This window comes from Parahaemophilus parainfluenzae, from assembly GCF_001055095.1.
Classification (GTDB): domain Bacteria; phylum Pseudomonadota; class Gammaproteobacteria; order Enterobacterales; family Pasteurellaceae; genus Haemophilus_D; species Haemophilus_D parainfluenzae_Z.
Window position 1 is genome coordinate 139279 of record NZ_JVHG01000025.1, and the last position, 19500, is coordinate 158778.

The 19500-nt window shown below is 39.4% G+C and carries 15 protein-coding genes and 1 tRNA gene; 11 read left to right on the top strand and 5 right to left on the bottom strand.

Annotated features, from left to right (window positions below):
* Positions 1–45 precede the first annotated feature (45 nt).
* Positions 46–552 (top strand): DUF2301 domain-containing membrane protein, encoded by a 507-nt coding sequence (locus ADA56_RS08510; RefSeq protein WP_049370143.1) that lies wholly within the window; start codon positions 46–48, stop codon positions 550–552.
* A gap of 111 nt (positions 553–663) precedes the next feature.
* Here the strand turns inward: ADA56_RS08510 and ADA56_RS08515 are convergent.
* Positions 664–740, bottom strand: a tRNA-Met gene (locus ADA56_RS08515).
* 191 nt (positions 741–931) lie between these two features.
* Here ADA56_RS08515 and mltA point away from each other — a divergent pair.
* From mltA to rlmKL, 4 genes are all read left to right on the top strand, one after another.
* Positions 932–2059, top strand: coding sequence for a murein transglycosylase A (mltA, locus tag ADA56_RS08520; RefSeq protein ID WP_049370144.1), 1128 nt, complete (start codon positions 932–934; stop codon positions 2057–2059).
* Positions 2059–2820, top strand: a complete 762-nt coding sequence (gene tcdA / locus ADA56_RS08525; protein ID WP_049370145.1) for a tRNA cyclic N6-threonylcarbamoyladenosine(37) synthase TcdA — start codon at positions 2059–2061, stop codon at positions 2818–2820. The genes mltA and tcdA overlap by 1 nt, the downstream gene beginning before the upstream one ends.
* A 168-nt stretch (positions 2821–2988) precedes the next feature.
* Positions 2989–3969, top strand: a complete 981-nt coding sequence (gene znuA, locus ADA56_RS08530) for a zinc ABC transporter substrate-binding protein ZnuA (RefSeq protein WP_049370146.1) — start codon at positions 2989–2991, stop codon at positions 3967–3969.
* A 119-nt stretch (positions 3970–4088) separates the two neighbouring features.
* Positions 4089–6224 (top strand): bifunctional 23S rRNA (guanine(2069)-N(7))-methyltransferase RlmK/23S rRNA (guanine(2445)-N(2))-methyltransferase RlmL, encoded by a 2136-nt coding sequence (gene rlmKL / locus ADA56_RS08535; RefSeq protein ID WP_049370147.1) that lies wholly within the window; start codon positions 4089–4091, stop codon positions 6222–6224.
* A gap of 35 nt (positions 6225–6259) precedes the next feature.
* On the opposite strand, the gene ADA56_RS08540 is transcribed toward rlmKL, so the two are convergent.
* On the bottom strand, positions 6260–8164 hold the full coding sequence (locus ADA56_RS08540; RefSeq protein WP_049370148.1) for a monovalent cation:proton antiporter-2 (CPA2) family protein: 1905 nt from the start codon (positions 8162–8164) through the stop codon (positions 6260–6262).
* A 167-nt stretch (positions 8165–8331) separates the two neighbouring features.
* On the opposite strand from ADA56_RS08540, the gene ADA56_RS08545 reads away from it, so the two are divergent.
* The 6 genes from ADA56_RS08545 (at position 8332) to dcuC (ending at position 16682) form a co-directional block, all read left to right on the top strand.
* Entirely contained in the window at positions 8332–8784 is a 453-nt protein-coding gene (locus tag ADA56_RS08545) for a DUF441 domain-containing protein (RefSeq protein WP_049370149.1), read from the top strand.
* A complete protein-coding gene (locus ADA56_RS08550) occupies positions 8785–9168 on the top strand; it encodes a DUF423 domain-containing protein (RefSeq protein WP_049370150.1) in 384 nt (127 codons plus the stop codon).
* A 2-nt stretch (positions 9169–9170) separates the two neighbouring features.
* The gene (gene hrpA / locus ADA56_RS08555; RefSeq protein WP_049370151.1) at positions 9171–13082 is read left to right on the top strand and encodes an ATP-dependent RNA helicase HrpA; all 3912 of its coding nucleotides are present in this window, start codon (positions 9171–9173) and stop codon (positions 13080–13082) included.
* A gap of 11 nt (positions 13083–13093) precedes the next feature.
* Entirely contained in the window at positions 13094–14080 is a 987-nt protein-coding gene (locus ADA56_RS09935; protein ID WP_239658994.1) for a KAP family P-loop NTPase fold protein, read from the top strand.
* A 237-nt stretch (positions 14081–14317) separates the two neighbouring features.
* Positions 14318–15088, top strand: a complete 771-nt coding sequence (locus tag ADA56_RS09940; RefSeq protein WP_239658995.1) for a hypothetical protein — start codon at positions 14318–14320, stop codon at positions 15086–15088.
* 235 nt (positions 15089–15323) lie between these two features.
* The gene (dcuC, locus tag ADA56_RS08565; RefSeq protein WP_049370152.1) at positions 15324–16682 is read left to right on the top strand and encodes an anaerobic C4-dicarboxylate transporter DcuC; all 1359 of its coding nucleotides are present in this window, start codon (positions 15324–15326) and stop codon (positions 16680–16682) included.
* 53 nt (positions 16683–16735) lie between these two features.
* On the opposite strand, the gene folK is transcribed toward dcuC, so the two are convergent.
* The 3 genes from folK to dksA all read right to left on the bottom strand — a co-directional run bounded on the left by folK (position 16736) and on the right by dksA (position 19270).
* Positions 16736–17239 (bottom strand): 2-amino-4-hydroxy-6-hydroxymethyldihydropteridine diphosphokinase, encoded by a 504-nt coding sequence (gene folK / locus ADA56_RS08570; RefSeq protein ID WP_014065105.1) that lies wholly within the window; start codon positions 17237–17239, stop codon positions 16736–16738.
* Positions 17239–18597, bottom strand: coding sequence for a polynucleotide adenylyltransferase PcnB (gene pcnB / locus ADA56_RS08575; RefSeq protein WP_075874938.1), 1359 nt, complete (start codon positions 18595–18597; stop codon positions 17239–17241). Before pcnB ends, folK begins: the two co-directional genes overlap by 1 nt.
* 235 nt (positions 18598–18832) lie before the next feature.
* Positions 18833–19270: an RNA polymerase-binding protein DksA gene (gene dksA, locus ADA56_RS08580; RefSeq protein ID WP_049370154.1), complete on the bottom strand. Its 438-nt coding sequence runs from the start codon at positions 19268–19270 to the stop codon at positions 18833–18835.
* Positions 19271–19500: the final 230 nt, after the last annotated feature.

Here is a 19500-nt window from a genome sequence, read left to right on the forward strand (position 1 = left end):
AGTGTTTTTGACCGCACTTTTTATCATCAAAAATAAGGAAATAGCATGGCTGATCCACATATTCAATCTCCAATGGATGTTTGGGATAAACTCACCGTCATTATTTATCGCACAGGCTTTGTCATTGCGGCATTTAGCATCTTGGCTTTAACTTGGTATCCTCAACAGGCTCAAATTGCCGTGTTGGTTGCGGCAACTTGTTGTGCATCATCCCTTCATATTTATTTAAAACATTTCCGCTTAACATTCCAATTTGCCACGTGGCTCGCACTCTTATGTGCGCTTTTAGGTTGGCATGAATTTGCGTTAGGTGGTGCATTGGTCACACTGGGCGGTTTATGTTTTAAAGAATACTTCTGTTTTAGAGTACCGCTATTAAATTTACAACCTGCATTTGTCGCTGCACTTTGGTTTGCTTGGGTATTTGAAGGAGGTTGGATTGCCCGAATTTTGTCGGTGATCGTTGGGGGATTATTATTGATTCTTGCGGTTCAAAAATGGCGAATGCCATTGCATTTTGATATTGGCGATAAAACAAAGTATCAAATCTAATAAGATTGATAGATAAAGGCATAATGTTTCAGGACATGTGCCTTTTTATTTTGATTAAAGTTACCTTTATCTAAAAACGAAAAGGCACCGAAATTTCGGTGCTTTGTAATTTGGTTGCGGGGGCCGGATTTGAACCGACGGCCTTCGGGTTATGAGCCCGACGAGCTACCAAGCTGCTCCACCCCGCGTCTGATGGCGCGTAATATACTCGTTTCAAAAATTATTGCAAGATTTAAACTGAATTTGACTTTCTGTTTGTTAAGAAAATAAACAATGTGAATATTAATTAATCATTTTATGAAATAGTGCTAGTCCTAAAAGGGAATTTTTGATAGCGTATGCAACTTTGTATTAGTTAGTTTAATTTAGGAAAATAAGAATGAAATTTCGTCAAAATCTCGCCGTAAAAATGCTCTCTGTGATGGCGGCTGTTTCAGTACTTGCATCATGTGGATCGGCTCCAAGTAAAGTCTCTTCAAAAAATAATTCTAGTTTGCCGCGTACTGCGACAGGCGACGATCCACAAAAATTCGGGGCAAAGTATAGTGGACGTACTTATCAACAAGCTATTTTGAGCCCAGTAGCTTCCGTGGAGAACAAAAGTGCGGTCGTTAACCAAGGTGATTTTTTAACGCAGTTGACGAATGTTCGTGATTATTCAAATTCATTAACAAATCGCTTTGCGGCGAATTATGGCAAAATCACTAACTGGGTGCTTGCAGGAGCAAATGTAAATGAATTAGCACAATACGGCATTAATCCTCAGATTATGAAAGGTTTTGATGGTTATCAAAATGTGCTGATGACAGGTTATTATTCGCCAGTGATTCATGCACGTCGTACTGCACAAGGTCAATATCAACATCCAATTTATGCAATGCCAAGCTATAAACGTTATAGCCGTGCAGAAATTTATAATGGTGCATTGGCAGGACAAGGCTTAGAGCTCGCTTACAGTGATTCAATGATGGATAACTTCCTATTAGGCGTGCAGGGGAGTGGCTATGTTGATTACGGTGATGGCAATTTAAATTATTTAGCCTATGCGGGTCAAAATGGCTATAAATATCAAGCGGTTGGTCGTTTGTTAGTTGAAGATGGTGAAATTCCAAAAGAAAAAATGTCTATTCAAGCGATTCGTGAATGGGGGAAAGCAAACCCATCTCGCGTACGAGAATTGTTAGAACGTAATCCATCTTATGTTTTCTTTAAAAACGATCCAACAGGCGAAGTGAAAGGTTCTGCAGGTGTGCCTTTAGTACCAATGGCGGCCGTTGCCTCTGACCGTAATGTGATTCCTTCTGGAACCGTATTATTGGTTGAAGTACCGGATATTGATAATGAGGGTAACTGGATGGGCACACACAAATTACACTTAATGGTGGCACTTGATGTGGGCGGAGCGGTAAATGGTCACCACTTCGACTTATATCGTGGTATTGGTGATCAGGCAGGTCATATCGCAGGTTTATCAAAACACTATGGACGCGTTTGGGTTCTACAATAATGGCTCGAGTCGATAACTACGAACAACGTTTTGGCGGCATTGGCCGCCTTTACACACCAGAAGGCTTGACGCGTTTGCGTCAGGCTCATGTGTGCGTCATTGGTATTGGCGGTGTAGGTTCGTGGGTAGTGGAAGCACTTGCGCGAAGTGGCGTAGGGCAGATCACTATGATTGATATGGATGATATTTGTGTCACTAATATTAATCGTCAGCTTCCTGCATTAAGCGGCAATATTGGCAAGCTTAAAACGGAAGTGATGGCCGAGCGCGTTAAGCTGATTAATCCAGAATGTGTGGTGAATATTATTGATGATTTCATCTCACCGGATAATCAAGCGGAATACTTAAATCGTGGCTATGATTATGTGATTGATGCCATTGATAGCGTGAAAACGAAAGCCGCCATGATTGCTTATTGCAAGCGTAATAAAATCAAGATTATTACCATTGGTGGTGCAGGTGGTCAGACTGATCCTTCGAAAATCCAAATTGCTGATTTAAGTAAAACGATCCAAGATCCATTATTGGCGAAAGTGCGGTCAGTTTTGCGTAAGGATTTTAATTTTACCCAAAATCCACAACGTAAGTTCGCAGTTGATGCGGTGTTTTCCACACAGCCTCTGATTTTCCCTAAAATGGACGAAGGCTGTGAGATATCTGCCACCATGAATTGTGCAAATGGCTTTGGTGCAGCAACCATGATAACCGCAACCTTTGGATTTTTTGCCGTTTCTAGGGTAATCGATAAGTTATTAAAATAAAGAAATGAAGCAACGTGAAAACGTTGCTTTTTCTTTATGAATGAAAGTATTTAATAAGATGAAGAAATATCACTTCATTTTTTTTATTTGGAATGTTGCAATTTTATCAAAAAGGCGTAGTCTATATTGGCTTTGAGAATAATTCCCAATAAAAGTAAGGAAACAAACATGAAACAAGTATTAAAAATGAGTGCAATTTCTACCGCACTTTTAACCCTTCCAATGATGGCAAATGCAGATGTATTGGCTTCCGTGAAACCGCTCGGTTTTATTACATCGTCTATTGCAAACGGTGTGACGGATACACAGGTTTTAGTACCAGCTGGTGCTTCTCCACATGATTACAGCTTAAGACTTTCAGATGTGCAAAAAGTGAAATCTGCAGATTTAGTGCTTTGGGTTGGTGAAGATATTGATGCTTTCTTAGCAAAACCAATTAGCCAAATTGATAGTAAAAAAGTCATCAATATTTCTGATATTCCAGAAATTAAACCGCTTTTAAGCAAAGTCCATCATGAACATTATCATGAAGGCGATGAACACGAGCACGGTCATGATCATAAACATGGACACGATCATAAGCACGAACACGGTCATGACCATCACGACCACGATGTGGATGAAAATGGGTTAAGTGTGAACTGGCATTTATGGTATTCACCAGCGATTAGCCAAATTGTGGCACAGAAAGTCGCGGATAAATTAACAGAACAACACCCGGATAAAAAAGAGCTCATCGCGAAAAACTTAGCCGATTTTAACCGCACTTTGACCGAGCAAAGCGATAAAATCAAAGCACAATTAGCCCCACTTAAAGATAAAGGCTTCTTTGTGTTCCATGATGCTTATAGCTATTTCAATGATGCTTATGGTTTAAATCAAACCGGTTATTTCACCATTAATCCATTAGTGGCACCAGGTGCAAAAACCATTGCTCACATCAAAGAAGAAATTGAAGAACATCGTGTAAATTGTCTTTTTGCTGAGCCTCAATTCACACCAAAAGTGATTGATACTCTTGCGCAAAGTACAAAAGTGAATGTTGGTCGTTTAGATCCTATTGGCGATAACGTACAGCTTGGTCCAAATTCTTATGCGAATTTCCTTCAAGCTACCGCTGATAGCTATGCTCAATGTTTAAGTAAATAATCAAAAATCTCCCCCTTACCCCCTCTTTATAAAAGAGGGGGAATATTCTTGAAATATCCCCAAATTTAACCGCACTTTCGTGCTATAATTCGCCCAATTTTTCCCTATCGAGAAAACACATGAAACAACTATTTGCCACAACTGCCCGTGGTTTTGAAGAACTATTAAAAGTCGAACTCACAGAGCTTGGTGCAACGGAATGTAAAATTGCACAAGGCGGCGTACATTTTCAGGCTGATGATGAAACACTTTATCGCAGCTTATTATGGTCACGTTTGTCTTCGCGTATTTTGTTACCGATTGTAAATGGAAAGGTATATAGTGATTTAGACTTGTATTCAATTGTGACAGGGCAGGATTGGTTAAGTTATTTTGATGAGAAAGCCACATTTTTTGTTGATTTCAATGGGACAAACCAAGAAATTCGTCACACCCAATTTGGTGCGATGCGAGTGAAAGATGCCATTGTGGATTATTTTGAACGCCAAGGGAAAGCGCGTCCAAATGTGGATAAAGACTATCCAGATGTGCGAATTCATGCTTATTTAAATAAAGAAGAACTCGTCGTTTCACTCGATTTAAGTGGCGAAGCATTGCATTTACGTGGCTATCGTGAAGATACAGGCCAAGCGCCTTTACGTGAAACCTTAGCCGCTGCGATAGTGCTTCGTTCAGGTTGGAAAAAAGGGACACCATTAGTGGATCCAATGTGCGGTTCGGGTACTTTGTTAATCGAAGCTGCACAAATGGAAGCACAAATTGCACCGCAATTACATCGTTTACATTGGGGCTTTGATTGCTGGAAAGGGCATAATCAAGATGCTTGGGATGAGGTGAAAGCAGAAGCGGTACAGCAAGCTGAAGCTTATTTTAATCAAAATCTAAAACCGCATTTTTATGGCTTCGATCTCGATCATCGCGTTCTGAAAAAAGCGCAAAAGAACGCACAAAATGCAGGCGTAGCACACTTAATTCACTGGAAACAAGGTGATGTCGCCGCATTAAAAAATCCAAGTCCAGATGAAGTGGGAACAGTGATTTGTAACCCACCTTACGGTGAGCGTTTAGGTACAACTCCTGCTTTGATTGCACTATATTCAGTCTTTGGGCAACGTCTTAAAAATGAATTTGGTGGTTGGAATGCGTCGATTTTCAGTAGTGAATCTACGTTGCTTGATTGTTTGCGTATGCGTTCACATCGTCAATTTAAAGCAAAAAACGGTCCGTTAGATTGTGTTCAGAAGAATTATCAAATTTCAGAACGTAAAGAAAGTGTGGCTGAAAATCCGCTTGAATTTGACCGCACTTCAACGGTAGCGGTGGATTTTGCGAATCGTTTGCAGAAAAATATCAAGAAAATTGAAAAATGGGCGAAGCAGCAAGGTCTTGATGCGTATCGTTTATATGATGCCGATTTACCGGAATATAACGTGGCAGTGGATCGTTATGGTGATCATATTGTGGTGCAAGAGTATGCCGCACCCAAAAATATTGATGAAAATAAAGCGCGTCAACGTTTATTAGATGCAGTGACTGCAACCTTGCAAGTCACTGGTATTGAAACCAATAAACTGATTTTGAAAGTGCGTCAAAAACAAAAAGGTACGAATCAATATGAAAAATTGGCCAATAAAGGCGAATATTTCTATGTGAATGAATACGGCGCTCAGCTTTGGGTGAATTTGACGGATTACTTGGATACAGGATTATTTTTAGATCATCGCTTAACCCGTAAAATGCTTGGCGAAATGGCAAAAGGCAAAGATTTCCTCAATCTTTTTGCTTATACTGGTTCCGCAACAGTGCATGCTGCATTAGGTGGGGCAAAATCAACGACGACCGTGGATATGTCTAACACCTATTTAAACTGGGCAGAACAAAACCTGATTTTAAATGATATCGAAGGCAAACAGCACAAACTCATCCAAGCAGATTGCTTACAATGGTTAGAAAAATGTGATCGTCAGTTTGATCTGATTTTCGTGGATCCGCCAACATTCTCGAATTCTAAACGTATGGAAGACAGTTGGGATGTACAACGTGATCACATCAAATTGATGCGTAATCTCAAACGTATTTTAAGCCCTAACGGCACCATCGTGTTCTCAAATAATAAACGTGGTTTTAAAATGGATTTTAAGGCGTTAGATGAATTGGGATTAAGTGCGGTTGAAATTTCAGCTAAAACCTTGCCACTTGATTTTGAGCGGAATAAGCAAATCCACAATTGCTGGATTGTGACAATGAAAGCCTAATAAAAAGCCCGATAATGATTTATCGGGCTTTTTTATTATTCGACTTCTTTTTGTTTTTCGGCTTCAGAATCATCATGAAGAAGGGTTTCAACTGCTGCTTCGTCATTGGTGTCATCTTCTTTTTCTAAAATCTCAGCCGTTTCTTCATTTAGAGCTTCAGCATCAGAATGTGGTTTAATGAAAGGTTTTGGCATCCAATATTTTCGGATGATATCCGTAGAAAAACCATGTAAAACTTCTTCATTCAATCGTTCTTGATCTAAGTAACGAACTTCTGCAATGACCTCATCTGCTTCAATTTTATTGATACCTAATTGCATCAATGCGGCATGACTGAGGGTAAGCGCAGATTCAAAGGTTTCACGCACAATAAAGTCCACATCTTTCTTAATAAGACTCACAGTTGTTTGGCGGTCATAAGTTCGCGCCAAAATTGGGAGTTTAGGATAAGCATCTTTCAAATTCTGAACAATGCTTTCAATACGATCTGTATCGTTAATCCCGATGACGACACATTTCGCTTTTTCGATACCTGCAGCACGTAATACATCAAGGCGAATACCATCACCGTAATAAACTTTAAAACCAAATTTGGCTGCCGCACGGATGTTTTCGATGTTACGGTCAATCACCGATACGTTAATGCCACGAACAAGAAGCGATTGACAGACGATTTGACTGAAACGACCAAAACCAATCACGAGTACGCTATCTTCTAAATCCACAATTGGATCAAGATCGCTCGTATCGACTTTTTCCTCTTGATTTGTTGATTTACGTTGGTTGATTTTACGCATCAATAAACCAATCAATGGGGAGAATAGCATCGAAATAATGACAGCAGCAGTAAAAGTTGCATTTTGATCTTTTGTCATTACACCTGCCGTAGTTGCAGCAGAGAAGAGTACGAATGCAAATTCACCACCGTGTGCCATAATGGTCATTCGTCCAACGGATTCTTTTCGATCAAGTTTCGTAATACGAGCAACAGTGTAAACGGCTAAGGCTTTGCCAATGATATAAAGGCACACGATACCTAATAACCAAAGTGCATTGTCGAACACCAAGGTTAAATCAAGTGACATCCCTACGCCCATAAAGAAAAGACCGAGCAATAGACCACGGAACGGTTCAATATCCGCTTCAAGTTGGTGACGGAATGCAGATTCTGAAAGCATCACACCAGCAACGAATGCGCCCATCGCCATTGAAAGGCCACTTGCTTCCATGGCTAATGCCGCACCTAATACCACAAGCAAGGCGGCTGCTGTCATCATTTCACGAATGTGAGCTTTTGAAATTAAGCGGAAAATAGGGTTCATTAACCATTTACCCGCAACCACTAAACCGACAACGGCACCGAGTGCAATAGCAATAGATGTCCAGTTGGTTTGATGTTCAATGTGTTTGGTTTCTGGCGTTAAAAAGGCAATAGAAGCCAATAATGGCACAATGGATAAATCTTCAAAAATTAAGGTAGAAATTACCCGTTGGCCTTTTGGTGTATTCGTAATCCCGCGTTCTTCTAATACCTGCATGACAATAGCAGTAGAGGAGAGAGTAAAGCCCATCCCCGCAATAAACGCCACTTCTTTAGGAAGATTTAAAATATAGATACCGGCAAAGGTAAGCAGTGCACCACATAGCCCGACTTGTAGAAAACCTCGTCCGAAGATTGCTTTTCTCATTGCCCATAAGCGTTCTGGATGCATCTCCAAACCGATGATGAATAAGAACATCACCACGCCCAGTTCCGCCATATGGAGAACCGATTCTGCATCTTTTACTACGCCGAACACCGAAGGACCAATTAAACATCCCGCCACTAAATAACCTAATACGCTACCTAAGCCAATACGCTTAAAAAGTGGCACGATAGTGACACTGGTAGCAAGTAGAACAACAGTTTTAATTAATTCAGGGCTGACGGCATTCGACATAGGGCAAAAAACCTTAGTAAAAACAGGGAGTATGAGAAGAAAGTTCTCTTGTATTCTAGCCTTTTTTAGGTAAATAAAAAACACAGAAAAGCAAGAAATTGGTATAATTTACAAAAACTTTACATGCCAAAAAATGGTCATCTTTCTGACCGCACTTTAGAGGTCTTATGTCATTACAATTCAATATGATAGCGTTATTATTGGTTTTCTTAATCGTTTTAGGCTTAATGAGTCAAAATAGCGCAATCACCATCTCCGCTGCAGTGCTATTAATCATGCAGCAAACCTTATTATCCAAATATATTCCCATACTCGAACAATATGGGATAAAAATTGGGATCATTATTTTAACGATTGGTGTGCTTGCGCCGTTAGTCTCAGGAAAAATCCAACTGCCCGATCTAAGTTCATTTTTAAACTGGAAAATGGGTGTCTCTATTTTAATTGGGGCATTAGTGGCATGGCTTGCCGGGAAAGGGGTGCCATTAATGGGAGAACAACCTGTTTTAGTCACTGGATTATTAATTGGTACGATTATTGGGGTTTCTTTCTTAGGCGGCATTCCTGTAGGACCACTTATCGCCGCGGGGATTTTAGCGCTATTACTAGGAAAATTTTAAATGAAAAACAAATGGTTATTTATCGCTGGATTGAGCGGTTTTTTATGTGTGGCGATTGGCGCGTTTGCCGCCCACGGATTAAGCAAAGTTTTAGAGCCTAAAGAGTTAGCCTGGATTGAAACCGGTGTGAGATATCAAATGTTCCACACCATTGCGATTTTAGCGATTGGCATTTTGCAATTGTGCCGAGAGTCATTGGCCTCCAACAAAATGGCTAATATTGCTGCAGGGAGTTGGGCGTACGGTATTCTTCTTTTTAGCGGTAGTCTTTATGCACTTGCCCTTGGCGCAGGCAAATTCCTTGTGTGGGTAACACCAATTGGCGGAACGTTATTTTTAATTGGTTGGCTTTGCTTGGCTTACGGTGGTTTTAAAAGTAAATAGATATGAAGAATAAATCAGTCAAACGTGAATTAAACCCGATACAACAATCTCTCTTTGCGAAACTCAACGGCATCATGCTGGTGGATCAACGTCGTTTATCCGCTCGTATCCATGGTATTGGAAAAATTAAAAGCCAAGAGGCTCAACAAGCCGTTGCCGCAGAAATCCAACAGCAAATTGAACAGGCGCAATTACGTGTAGAAAATCGTAAAAGAGCGGTGCAAAATCCGATTGTTTTTCCAGAGAGTTTGCCTGTTAGCCAACGTAAAGTAGAAATTCAAAAATTGCTTTCTGAACATCAGGTCATTGTGGTGGCAGGGGAAACTGGTTCTGGTAAAACCACCCAATTGCCAAAAATGTGTTTGGAATTAGGTTTCGGCAATTTGGGCATGATTGGTCATACTCAGCCAAGACGTATTGCTGCTCGTTCGGTGGCGGCGCGTATTGCAGAAGAGCTGGAAACAGATCTTGGCGGTTTAGTAGGTTATAAGGTTCGTTTTAACGATCAAATCAGTGATGATACGCAAATCAAGTTGATGACTGATGGGATCCTATTAGCAGAAATTCAAAACGATCGTTTCCTCAATCAATATTCTTGCTTGATTATTGACGAAGCCCACGAACGTAGCCTAAATAACGATTTTATTCTCGGTTATCTGAAACAGCTTTTACCACGTCGTCGTGATTTAAAACTTATTATCACTTCCGCGACCATTGATGTGGAACGCTTTTCCAAACATTTCAACAATGCCCCGATTATCGAAGTCTCGGGTAGAACCTATCCCGTTGAAGTGCGTTATCGTCCGGTAGTAGAGGAAGACGATCAAGATCAGCTACAAGGCATTCTTAATGCGGTGGATGAACTGCAGGCGGAAGGTCGTGGCGATATTTTGATCTTTATGAACGGTGAGCGAGAAATCCGCGATACCGCAGAAGCCTTACAAAAACAGAATCTAAAACACACGGAAATTCTACCGCTCTTTGCACGTCTTTCTGTACAAGAACAAAATAAAATTTTCCATCCAAGCGGATTAAATCGCATTGTATTAGCGACCAACGTCGCGGAAACCTCATTGACCGTGCCGGGCATTAAATATGTGATTGACCCTGGTACCGCGCGCATTTCCCGTTATAGCTATCGCACCAAAGTACAACGTTTACCGATTGAACCCATTTCACAGGCTTCAGCAAATCAACGTAAAGGCCGTTGTGGTCGTGTGAGCGAGGGGATTTGTATTCGTTTATATTCGGAAGAGGATTTTAATTCTCGTCCGGAGTTTACCGATCCTGAAATTCTACGCACCAATTTAGCCTCTGTTATTTTGCAAATGACGGCATTGGGCTTAGATGATATTGAAGCGTTCCCGTTTGTTGATGCGCCAGATAAACGCCATATTCAAGATGGGATAAAACTGTTGGAAGAATTAGGTGCGTTTGAAATGGTTCGCACCAAAGCGGGTGAGAAACGTCAATTAACGGCTACAGGTCGTCAATTATCGCAACTCCCAGTGGATCCTCGTTTGGCGAAAATGTTGCTAAGTGCTGTTTCACAAGGTGCATTGCATGAAGTGATGATTATTGTCGCCGCATTATCTATTCAAGATCCGCGCGAGCGCCCACAAGAAAAACAGCAAGCTTCCGATGAAAAACATCGTCGTTTTGCCGATAAAAAATCAGATTTCTTGGCTTTCCTCAATCTTTGGCGTTATCTGCAAGAACAACAAAAAGAATTGAGCAAAAACCAATTCCGCCGTCAGTGCCAAAAGGATTTCTTAAATTATTTACGTATTCGTGAATGGCAGGATATTTATCATCAAATTCGTCTAACAGTGCGTGAAATGGGCTTACCGATTAATTCTGAAAAAGCAGAATATCAGCAAATTCATACCGCACTTTTAAGCGGCTTGCTTTCTCATATTGGTTTAAAAGAAGCGGAGAAACAACAATATCTTGGCGCGCGTAATGCCCATTTTGCAATTTTCCCCAATTCTGTGCTTTTCAAGAAACAACCTAAATGGGTGATGGCGGCAGAGTTAGTAGAAACCTCCAAACTTTGGGGGCGTATGGTGGCGGAAATCGAGCCAGAATGGATCGAACCACTTGCCGAGCATTTAATTAAAAAATCCTATTCCGAACCGCATTGGTCGAAATCCCGTGGGGCGGTGATTGCCGATGAAAAAGTCACGCTTTACGGTGTGCCGATTGTGGCTGCTCGACCAGTGAATTACGGTTCTATTGATCCGACGGTAAGCCGTGAGATCTTTATTCAATCTGCCTTAGTGGAAGGGGATTGGAATACTAAACATAAATTCTTCAAAGAAAATCAACGACTTGTTCGAGAAGTAGAGGAGTTGGAACACAAAAGCCGCCGCCGCGATATTTTGGTGGATGACCGCACGCTTTTTGAATTTTACGATCAGCGTATTGGCACGGAAGTGGTTTCCCAAAAACATTTTGATACCTGGTGGAAAAAGGCGCAGCAAAAAGATCCCGAATTGCTTAATTTTGAACGTTCATTCTTGATTAATGATGATGCGGAACAAGTGAGCAAACTGGATTTCCCGAATTTCTGGCATCAAGGTAATTTGAAACTCAAACTGACGTATCAATTTGAACCAGGTACTGATGCGGACGGCGTGACGGTTCATATTCCGTTGCCGTTGCTCAATCAAGTGGAAATGACCGGCTTTGATTGGCAAATTCCAGGTTTGCGTGAAGAATTGGTGATTGCGCTGATTAAATCTCTGCCGAAATCTTATCGTCGTAACTTCGTGCCAGCACCTAATTATGCCCAAGCTTTTTTTAGTCGTGCCGTACCGTTGGAAAAGCCATTATTAGATACGCTAATTTATGAATTACGTCGTATGACAGGCGTCACCGTAGAAGCGGAACATTGGAATTGGGAACAAATTCCAAGCCATTTGAAAATGACGTTCCGTGTGGTAGATGAAAACGGCAAGAAAATTGCCGAATCTATGAATTTGGATGAGCTGAAATTCAACTTAAAAGATCGCGTACAGGAAAGTATTTCTGCTGTGGCAGATGATGGTATTGAACAAAGCGGGCTGCATATTTGGAGCTTTGCAGATTTACCACAATGCTACGAACAAAAACAACGTGGTTTCAGCGTCAAAGCTTTCCCAGCCATCGTAGATGAAAAAGATGCGGTTGGTATTAAACTGTTTGAAACAGAGTTTGAGCAATCGGTGGCTATGCAACAAGGTTTGCGTCGATTGTTGTTACTCAATGTTCCGTCACCGATTAAATATCTGCATGAAAAATTGCCGAATAAAGCCAAATTAGGGCTGTATTTTACCCCGTTTGGTCGCGTGTTGGATTTGATTGATGACTGTATCGCTTGTGCGGTGGATAAACTGATTGCCGATTTTGGCGGTTTTGTGTGGGATGAAGCAGGCTTTGAAAAATTGCGTGATTTCGTGCGGGAAAACCTTAACGAAGTGACCGTGGATATTGCGCAGAAAGTGGAGCAGATCCTATCCCTCAACCATGCCTTAAACCAACGTTTAAAAGGTAAAATGGATTTCACCATGGCCTTTGCCTTTTCCGATATTAAAGCGCAGTTAAGCGGATTGATTTATCCAGGCTTTGTGCAAAAGAGCGGTTATGATCGCTTACCGGATTTACAGCGTTATTTGCAAGCAGTAGATAAACGTATCGATAAACTGGCTCAAGATGTGAATCGTGACCGTGCGGCTATGCTACGCGTGGAACAAGTGCAACAAGCTTACCAACAATTACTGGCTAAACTACCAAAATCCAAACCAATTTCCGATGAAATTGCAGAAATTCGCTATATGATTGAGGAATTGCGTGTGAGCTTATTTGCGCAGCAATTAGGCACGAAGTATCAGGTATCGGATAAGCGGATTTTGAATTTGATTAAAGAATTATAAAGGGAGAATATATGAAGATAATTAGTGATAACCCTATAAAAGATTCAAAGAATGATTTATTAGATAGAACTCGTAGTGCGGAATTATTTGCTCAGCATCTCTTTTCTTTGGATTATAAAGAGGGGTTGGTTGTTAGTGTTTGTGGTGAATGGGGGGGAGGTAAAACATCGTATATTAATTTGATGAGAACGGAGCTTAAAAAAAATTCAGTTGTTATTGACTTTAATCCCTGGATGTTTAGCGATACTAACAACCTGATTCAATTGTTTTTTTCTGAAATGTCAGAGCAATTGAGTAATTATAATGATAATTCTGATTTAAAAGAAAAAATAAGTGATTTTGGCGAGGTCGTATCTTCTATAAATTTTATTCCTTTTATGGATGTTTTAGGTAAACTACTAAAATTCTTTTTTAAAACTAAAAATTCTTTTCAGATTAAAAGAAATGAATTAATAGAGGCTTTAAAAAAAGCTGATAAACCTATAACAGTAATTCTAGATGATATAGATCGATTATCTAGTGCTGAATTACAATCTATTTTGAAGTTAGTAAGAATTATAGGGAATTTTCCTAATATTATTTATATATTGTCTTTTGATAAAATTAGGGTTACTAAGATATTAGATTCAAATAATATTGATGGGAAATCTTATTTGGAAAAAATAATTCAAGTTCCATTTGATATCCCTAAAGTTTCAGATCAAATTTTATTAGAATGTTTAATTGATTCATTAAACAAAATTTTTGGTAATATTTACATAGATGAAATTAGATGGAGTGATGCCTATTGGGCTATCGTTAAACCGACTATAAAAAATATAAGAGATGTTAGAAGATATATATCATCTTTATCAGAAACAGTTAAACAGGTTGGTGCTTTTATTGATTCGGTAGATCTTATTATTATGGAAGTAATAAGAGTTTTTTATCCTGAGAAATTTGAAGATATTTTTAAAAATAGAGATTGTTTCTTATCAAATAAAGGAAAGAATGAATGAAAGAAAGGATAAGATTGTAAATGATTTATTGGTGATGATATAATTTTTGAGGAGGTTTTAGGTTTATTATTTGATATAAATAAGAATACTTTTAAACTTGATAATTATATTTACTCTAATAGTGGTTGTGTAAAAGACAAGAGGATTTCTAAACCTACTTTTTTTAATTTGTATTTTAATAAAATAATTGGATCTGATGTAAATGATTTTATTTTAGCTAATGATCTATTTTTTAAAATGCCTTTTAAAGATAAGTTTGGTCAGGCATTATATAATATAGAGTTAAGGTCATTAGAAAATGTTATAAAAAATCTAATGGATTATAAAAGTGATTTTAAAGAAGAATATGCATTAAATACTATACCTGTATTATATAAATATCTACCTCTTGTTCATTATAAAAAAAATAGAGGGATGTTTGATTTTGGACCAGATGTTGTTTGGAGTAGCTTGACATATAATCTATTACAAAGCATTCCTAAAGAGAATATATATAATACCATTTCACAGTTGCTAAGTAATTGTGATTTATTTGCTCAGTTAGAAATTGTGAGAATTATAGGGTATGGAGAAAGAGGGCATCGTTTAGTTTCTGAATATGAAGCTCAAGAATTTGAAAATATATTAGTCGATAATATTAAAAATTCACAACTTCAAACTTTAATTGAAACTTATAAATTGACTCATGTACTTAATTTTTATGTTTCTTTAGGTAATACCTTAGATAATTCACTATTGGAATCAGAAGATATTCTATATTCATTATTGAAATCATCTATAGTGGAGAGTAAAAAACAGAAAGGAAATGATCCAACTATTTATATAGAAGAATGGCTTGTGTGGGATTGGTTAATAAAGATTTACGGTGATGAAGAAAAATTACATTCTTTAATTGATTCGATTTCTTTAAATGAGAAATATAAAGATGAGCCTGTTATTTCATTGGCAGTCAAATATAGAAATGGCTGGAGACCACCTGAAGAAATATTTGGTACTGATTCTCTTTGATGTTTTTTATTTTCTATTTTTAGGACTACAAATTAGGAGAATATTTTTATTTACCATGAGTATACAGTTGGTTTGAGGAACATTTTTGAAGTTAAAAAACACCTCCAAAACCAACCGCACTTTCTCCCCAAAACTCTTTTTGTGATCTACCTCAAGTTTTCGTATTGAACTGATTTACAACTGTCAATTCAATCGCTATCTTGCTGATATTATTATTTTAATAAAGAGGTAAATTATGGATCTGATTATAGGTTTGATTGCCATTGTTTTGGTGGCATATTATATCGTGAAAGGCTACTCAGCGACCGGTGTGTTGATGTTCGGTGGCTTGGTCTTGTTATTCATTTCAGTGCTGATGGGACATTCGATTTTACCGGAAGGCGTGAAAAGCACCGGTTCCACCTATTTTGATATTTTAGAATATGTGAAATATCTACTCGGTAATCGTGGCGGTGGTTTAGGCTTGATGATTATGGTGTTATGTGGTTTCTCTGTGTACATGACCCATCTTGGCGCGAACGATGTGGTGGTGAAATTGGTGTCAAAACCACTGAAAAATATCCGTTCACCTTATATTTTAATGGTGTTTGCTTACTTCCTTGCATGTTTAATGTCTTTTGCAGTGGCATCCGCAACGGGCTTGGGCGTGTTATTAATGGCAACATTATTCCCTGTCATGGTAAACGTCGGAATTTCACGTGGGGCTGCTGCTGCAATTTGTGCATCTCCAATTTCTATTATTCTTTCTCCAACATCAGGCGACGTGGTGCTTTCTGCTGAAATTTCAAAAATTCCTTTAGGTGAGTTTGCCTTTGGCACCGCATTGCCAGTTTCGATTTTTGCGATTCTAGGGATTGCTGTCGCGCACTTCTTCTGGCAGCGTTATTTAGATAAAAAAGAAGGCGTGCAAGTAGAACGTTTGAATGCAGATGAAATTAAAACCACTGCACCAAACTATTATGCGATTTTGCCATTATTACCCATTATTGGCGTGTTGATTTTTGATGGTAAATGGGGCTTGCCAAATTTACACATTGTTACCGTGATGGTGCTTTGCTTTATCATTACTGCTGCGGTAGATTTCTTACGTAGCTTTAACGCAAAACAAACGTTTGATAATCTTGTGGTGGCATATCGCGGTATGGCAGATGCCTTTGCAGGCGTAGTGATGCTTTTAGTGGCGGCAGGTGTATTTGCACAAAGTTTAAGTACAATCGGCTTTATCACTAATTTAATCGACTCAGCACAATCCTTCGGCGGTTCAGCATTCTTTATGATGTTAGTGCTTGCGGTGATTACCATTTTAGCTACCATGGCGACAGGTTCTGGTAACGCGGCGTTCTATGCTTTTGCAGAATTAATTCCAAAATTAGCCACTCAAATGGGCGTTAATCCAGCGTTCTTAACCATTCCAATGTTACAAGCCTCTAACTTAGGTCGTGGTTTATCACCAGTTTCTGGCGTGGTTGTGGCTGTGTCAGGGATGGGAAAAATCTCACCATTTGAAATCGTAAAACGTATGTCTGTCCCAATGTTGGTTGGTTTTATTTGTGTGATTATCGGCACAGAAATCTTTGTTTCCGTTGCTGCCTAATTTGATAGGCAAAAAAGAAGGGCTGATAGTGAATATCAGCCCTTTGTTTTAAGTTAAGTGCGGTCAATTTTCTCGCTGTTTTTGATTTTATGCATTTGATGATTTTCAAAGGCTTTCACCAAATCTGCGACTTTTTCGCCTTCCGGTAAAACCAAATCTTGTGCGATATCATTAAGCGGCACAATCACGAATTCGCGATTTTTCATATCGTAATGAGGCACGGTTAAGCGTTCATTTTGAATGATTTGATCGCCATAAAGCAGAATATCCAAATCTAGTGTACGCTCCCCCCAACGACGTAAACGCACGCGACCTTGTTCATTTTCAATGCGTTGTAATTCATCGAGTAAGGCTAAAGGTGGGCGAGTGGTTTCGATCATCGCCACCGCGTTCACATAATCAGGTTGATCCTGCGGGCCTAATGGTTTGCTTTGATAAAATCCGCTCACCGATTTTAATTCGGTATTAGGTAGCGCAGAAATTGCCTCTAATGCGGAATTTAATTGTTCTGTCGGCGTATTTAAATTGCTGCCAAGGGCGATATACACTTGAACCATTAGTTAGCCGCCTTAGGTTTACGTCTTCGATAATATTTTTTCTTCGGTGCAGGATGCAATTTTTGTTGTTCTTGAACCAACTGGCGACGTTGTTCTTGATTGCTCAGTTGGTACTCATGCCACCATTTTGCCAATTCAACGGTTTCACCACCTTCCACTTCGGCACGCATCGCCAATAAATCAAAGGCCGCACGGAATTTTTGATGTTCCATCGTGCGAGCAGGGTGAGAACCAGTGCGTTTAAGCAATTGTAATTGCAACATCCAAATATCACGAATGACGGATGTATGACGGCGAGGTGCAGCTAATGATCTGCATAATTGATCAAGCACTTCATTTCCCGCAAGAGCATAAGCATCGTGATTGTTTAAGCCACCTTCATTTTTCAGTACATCCACTTTTTCGCGCAATGGATACCAGAAGAATGCCGCAAATAAAAAGGCTGGATTGATACGCAATTTATCGGCAATGCGTTCATCAGTTGAATTTAACGAAGTTAAAATCATGCGCTCCGCAAGGCTGTCTTCTTTTTCGGTAAAATAAGGCGTTAAGCTTGGGAAAAGCTGTTCAAATAAGCCATATTGACGAAGTAATTTATAGGTTTTTACACCATTGCCAGACTGCAATAATTTTAAGCTTTCATCGAATAAACGCGCTGGTGGAATATTTTTCAGCAATGGTGCAAGCTCACGAATTGGCTGTTCACTTGGTTTTTCCAAGAACATATCCAATTTCGCCATAAAGCGCACAGAGCGTAGCATACGCACAGGATCTTCTTGATAACGGGTAACGGGATCGCCAATCAGACGTAATTTTCCGTTTTTCAGGTCATCAATTCCGTTGAAATAATCACGCAACGTATTATCTTGCGGATTGTAGTAAAGGGCGTTTACGGTAAAGTCACGACGCTCCGCATCTTGTTCAATGGTGCCGTACACGTTATCACGTAATAACATCCCTTCATCACTTTGTTTCGCTTGATTTTCGCTGCGCGCATCCGAATGGCTCGCACGGAATGTGGCCACTTCGATCACATCGCGTCCAAACATAATATGCGCAAGGCGGAAACGACGACCAACTAAACGGCATTGACGTTGGAATACCGCTTGAATTTGGTCGGGACGTGCATTGGTTGCCACATCAAAATCTTTTGGGTGTTTACCTAACAATAAATCACGCAAACAACCACCAACGATGTAAGCGTCATAACCTTGACGTTGCAATTTTTCTACCACAGTAATGGCATTACGACTAAACATACGTGGATTAATGCCGAAATGAGAGGCTTTAACGATATGTTTGTCGTGACGATGCGCTTGGGTGTTCGTTTTTTTGTGGTGAGAAGAGGACGGGGCGATCTTGGGTTGTGAACGCTCTGTTTTTGAAACGTTTGGTTTTTCAGTTTTTGGCGCTGTTTTTGGGACAGGCGAATTTATATTGGTTTCAGTTTCTTTTTTAGTTTTTTTACCAAATAAATTTTTTATATAAGTAAGAATAATTTACTCCATTCTCTGTGTTAAATGCACATTTGATAAAAACACGAAAAGTGCGGTTGTTTTTGACCGCACTTTTTCATTGGGTTATTTGAATCAATTAACCTGCGACTTGTTTTTCACGAATTTCAGCAAGGGTTTTGCAATCGATACAAAGATCAGCAGTAGGACGTGCTTCTAAGCGACGAATGCCAATTTCTTCCCCACAAGAATCGCAGTAACCGAAATCATCGGTGTCCAATTTTTTCAATGTGTATTCAATCTTTTTCATTAATTTACGCTCGCGATCGCGGTTACGTAATTCAAGACTGAATTCTTCTTCTTGGGTCGCACGGTCTGCTGGATCTGGGAAGTTTGAAGCTTCATCTTGCATATGAGCAACAGTTCTTGATGCCTCTTCCACAATTTGCTCATGCCATGCAGTTAAAATTTTTCTGAAATGAAGAATTTGATCTTCATTCATGTATTCTTCACCTTTCTTTGGTTGATAAGGTGTAACACCGGCTAAATCCAGCAAACTTAGAGATGCCTTAGACATTGATAACTCCTAATGTAGTAAAGATTTTAACGACTTCCTGTCTTGTTGTTTTGATTGATTCTTATCGGCTAAAAAATAGCTGACATAAGAACCCTGTTTTTTAAGGGCGATATAAATAGCAGAACTTCACCTATTTAGCAAATAAATTTAGCTTAGAAATTTCAAATTTGCGATCGTGATCGCAAAAAACAGTATGTTTATTTGCTTATCTATGAGGTTAAGGCTAGTTT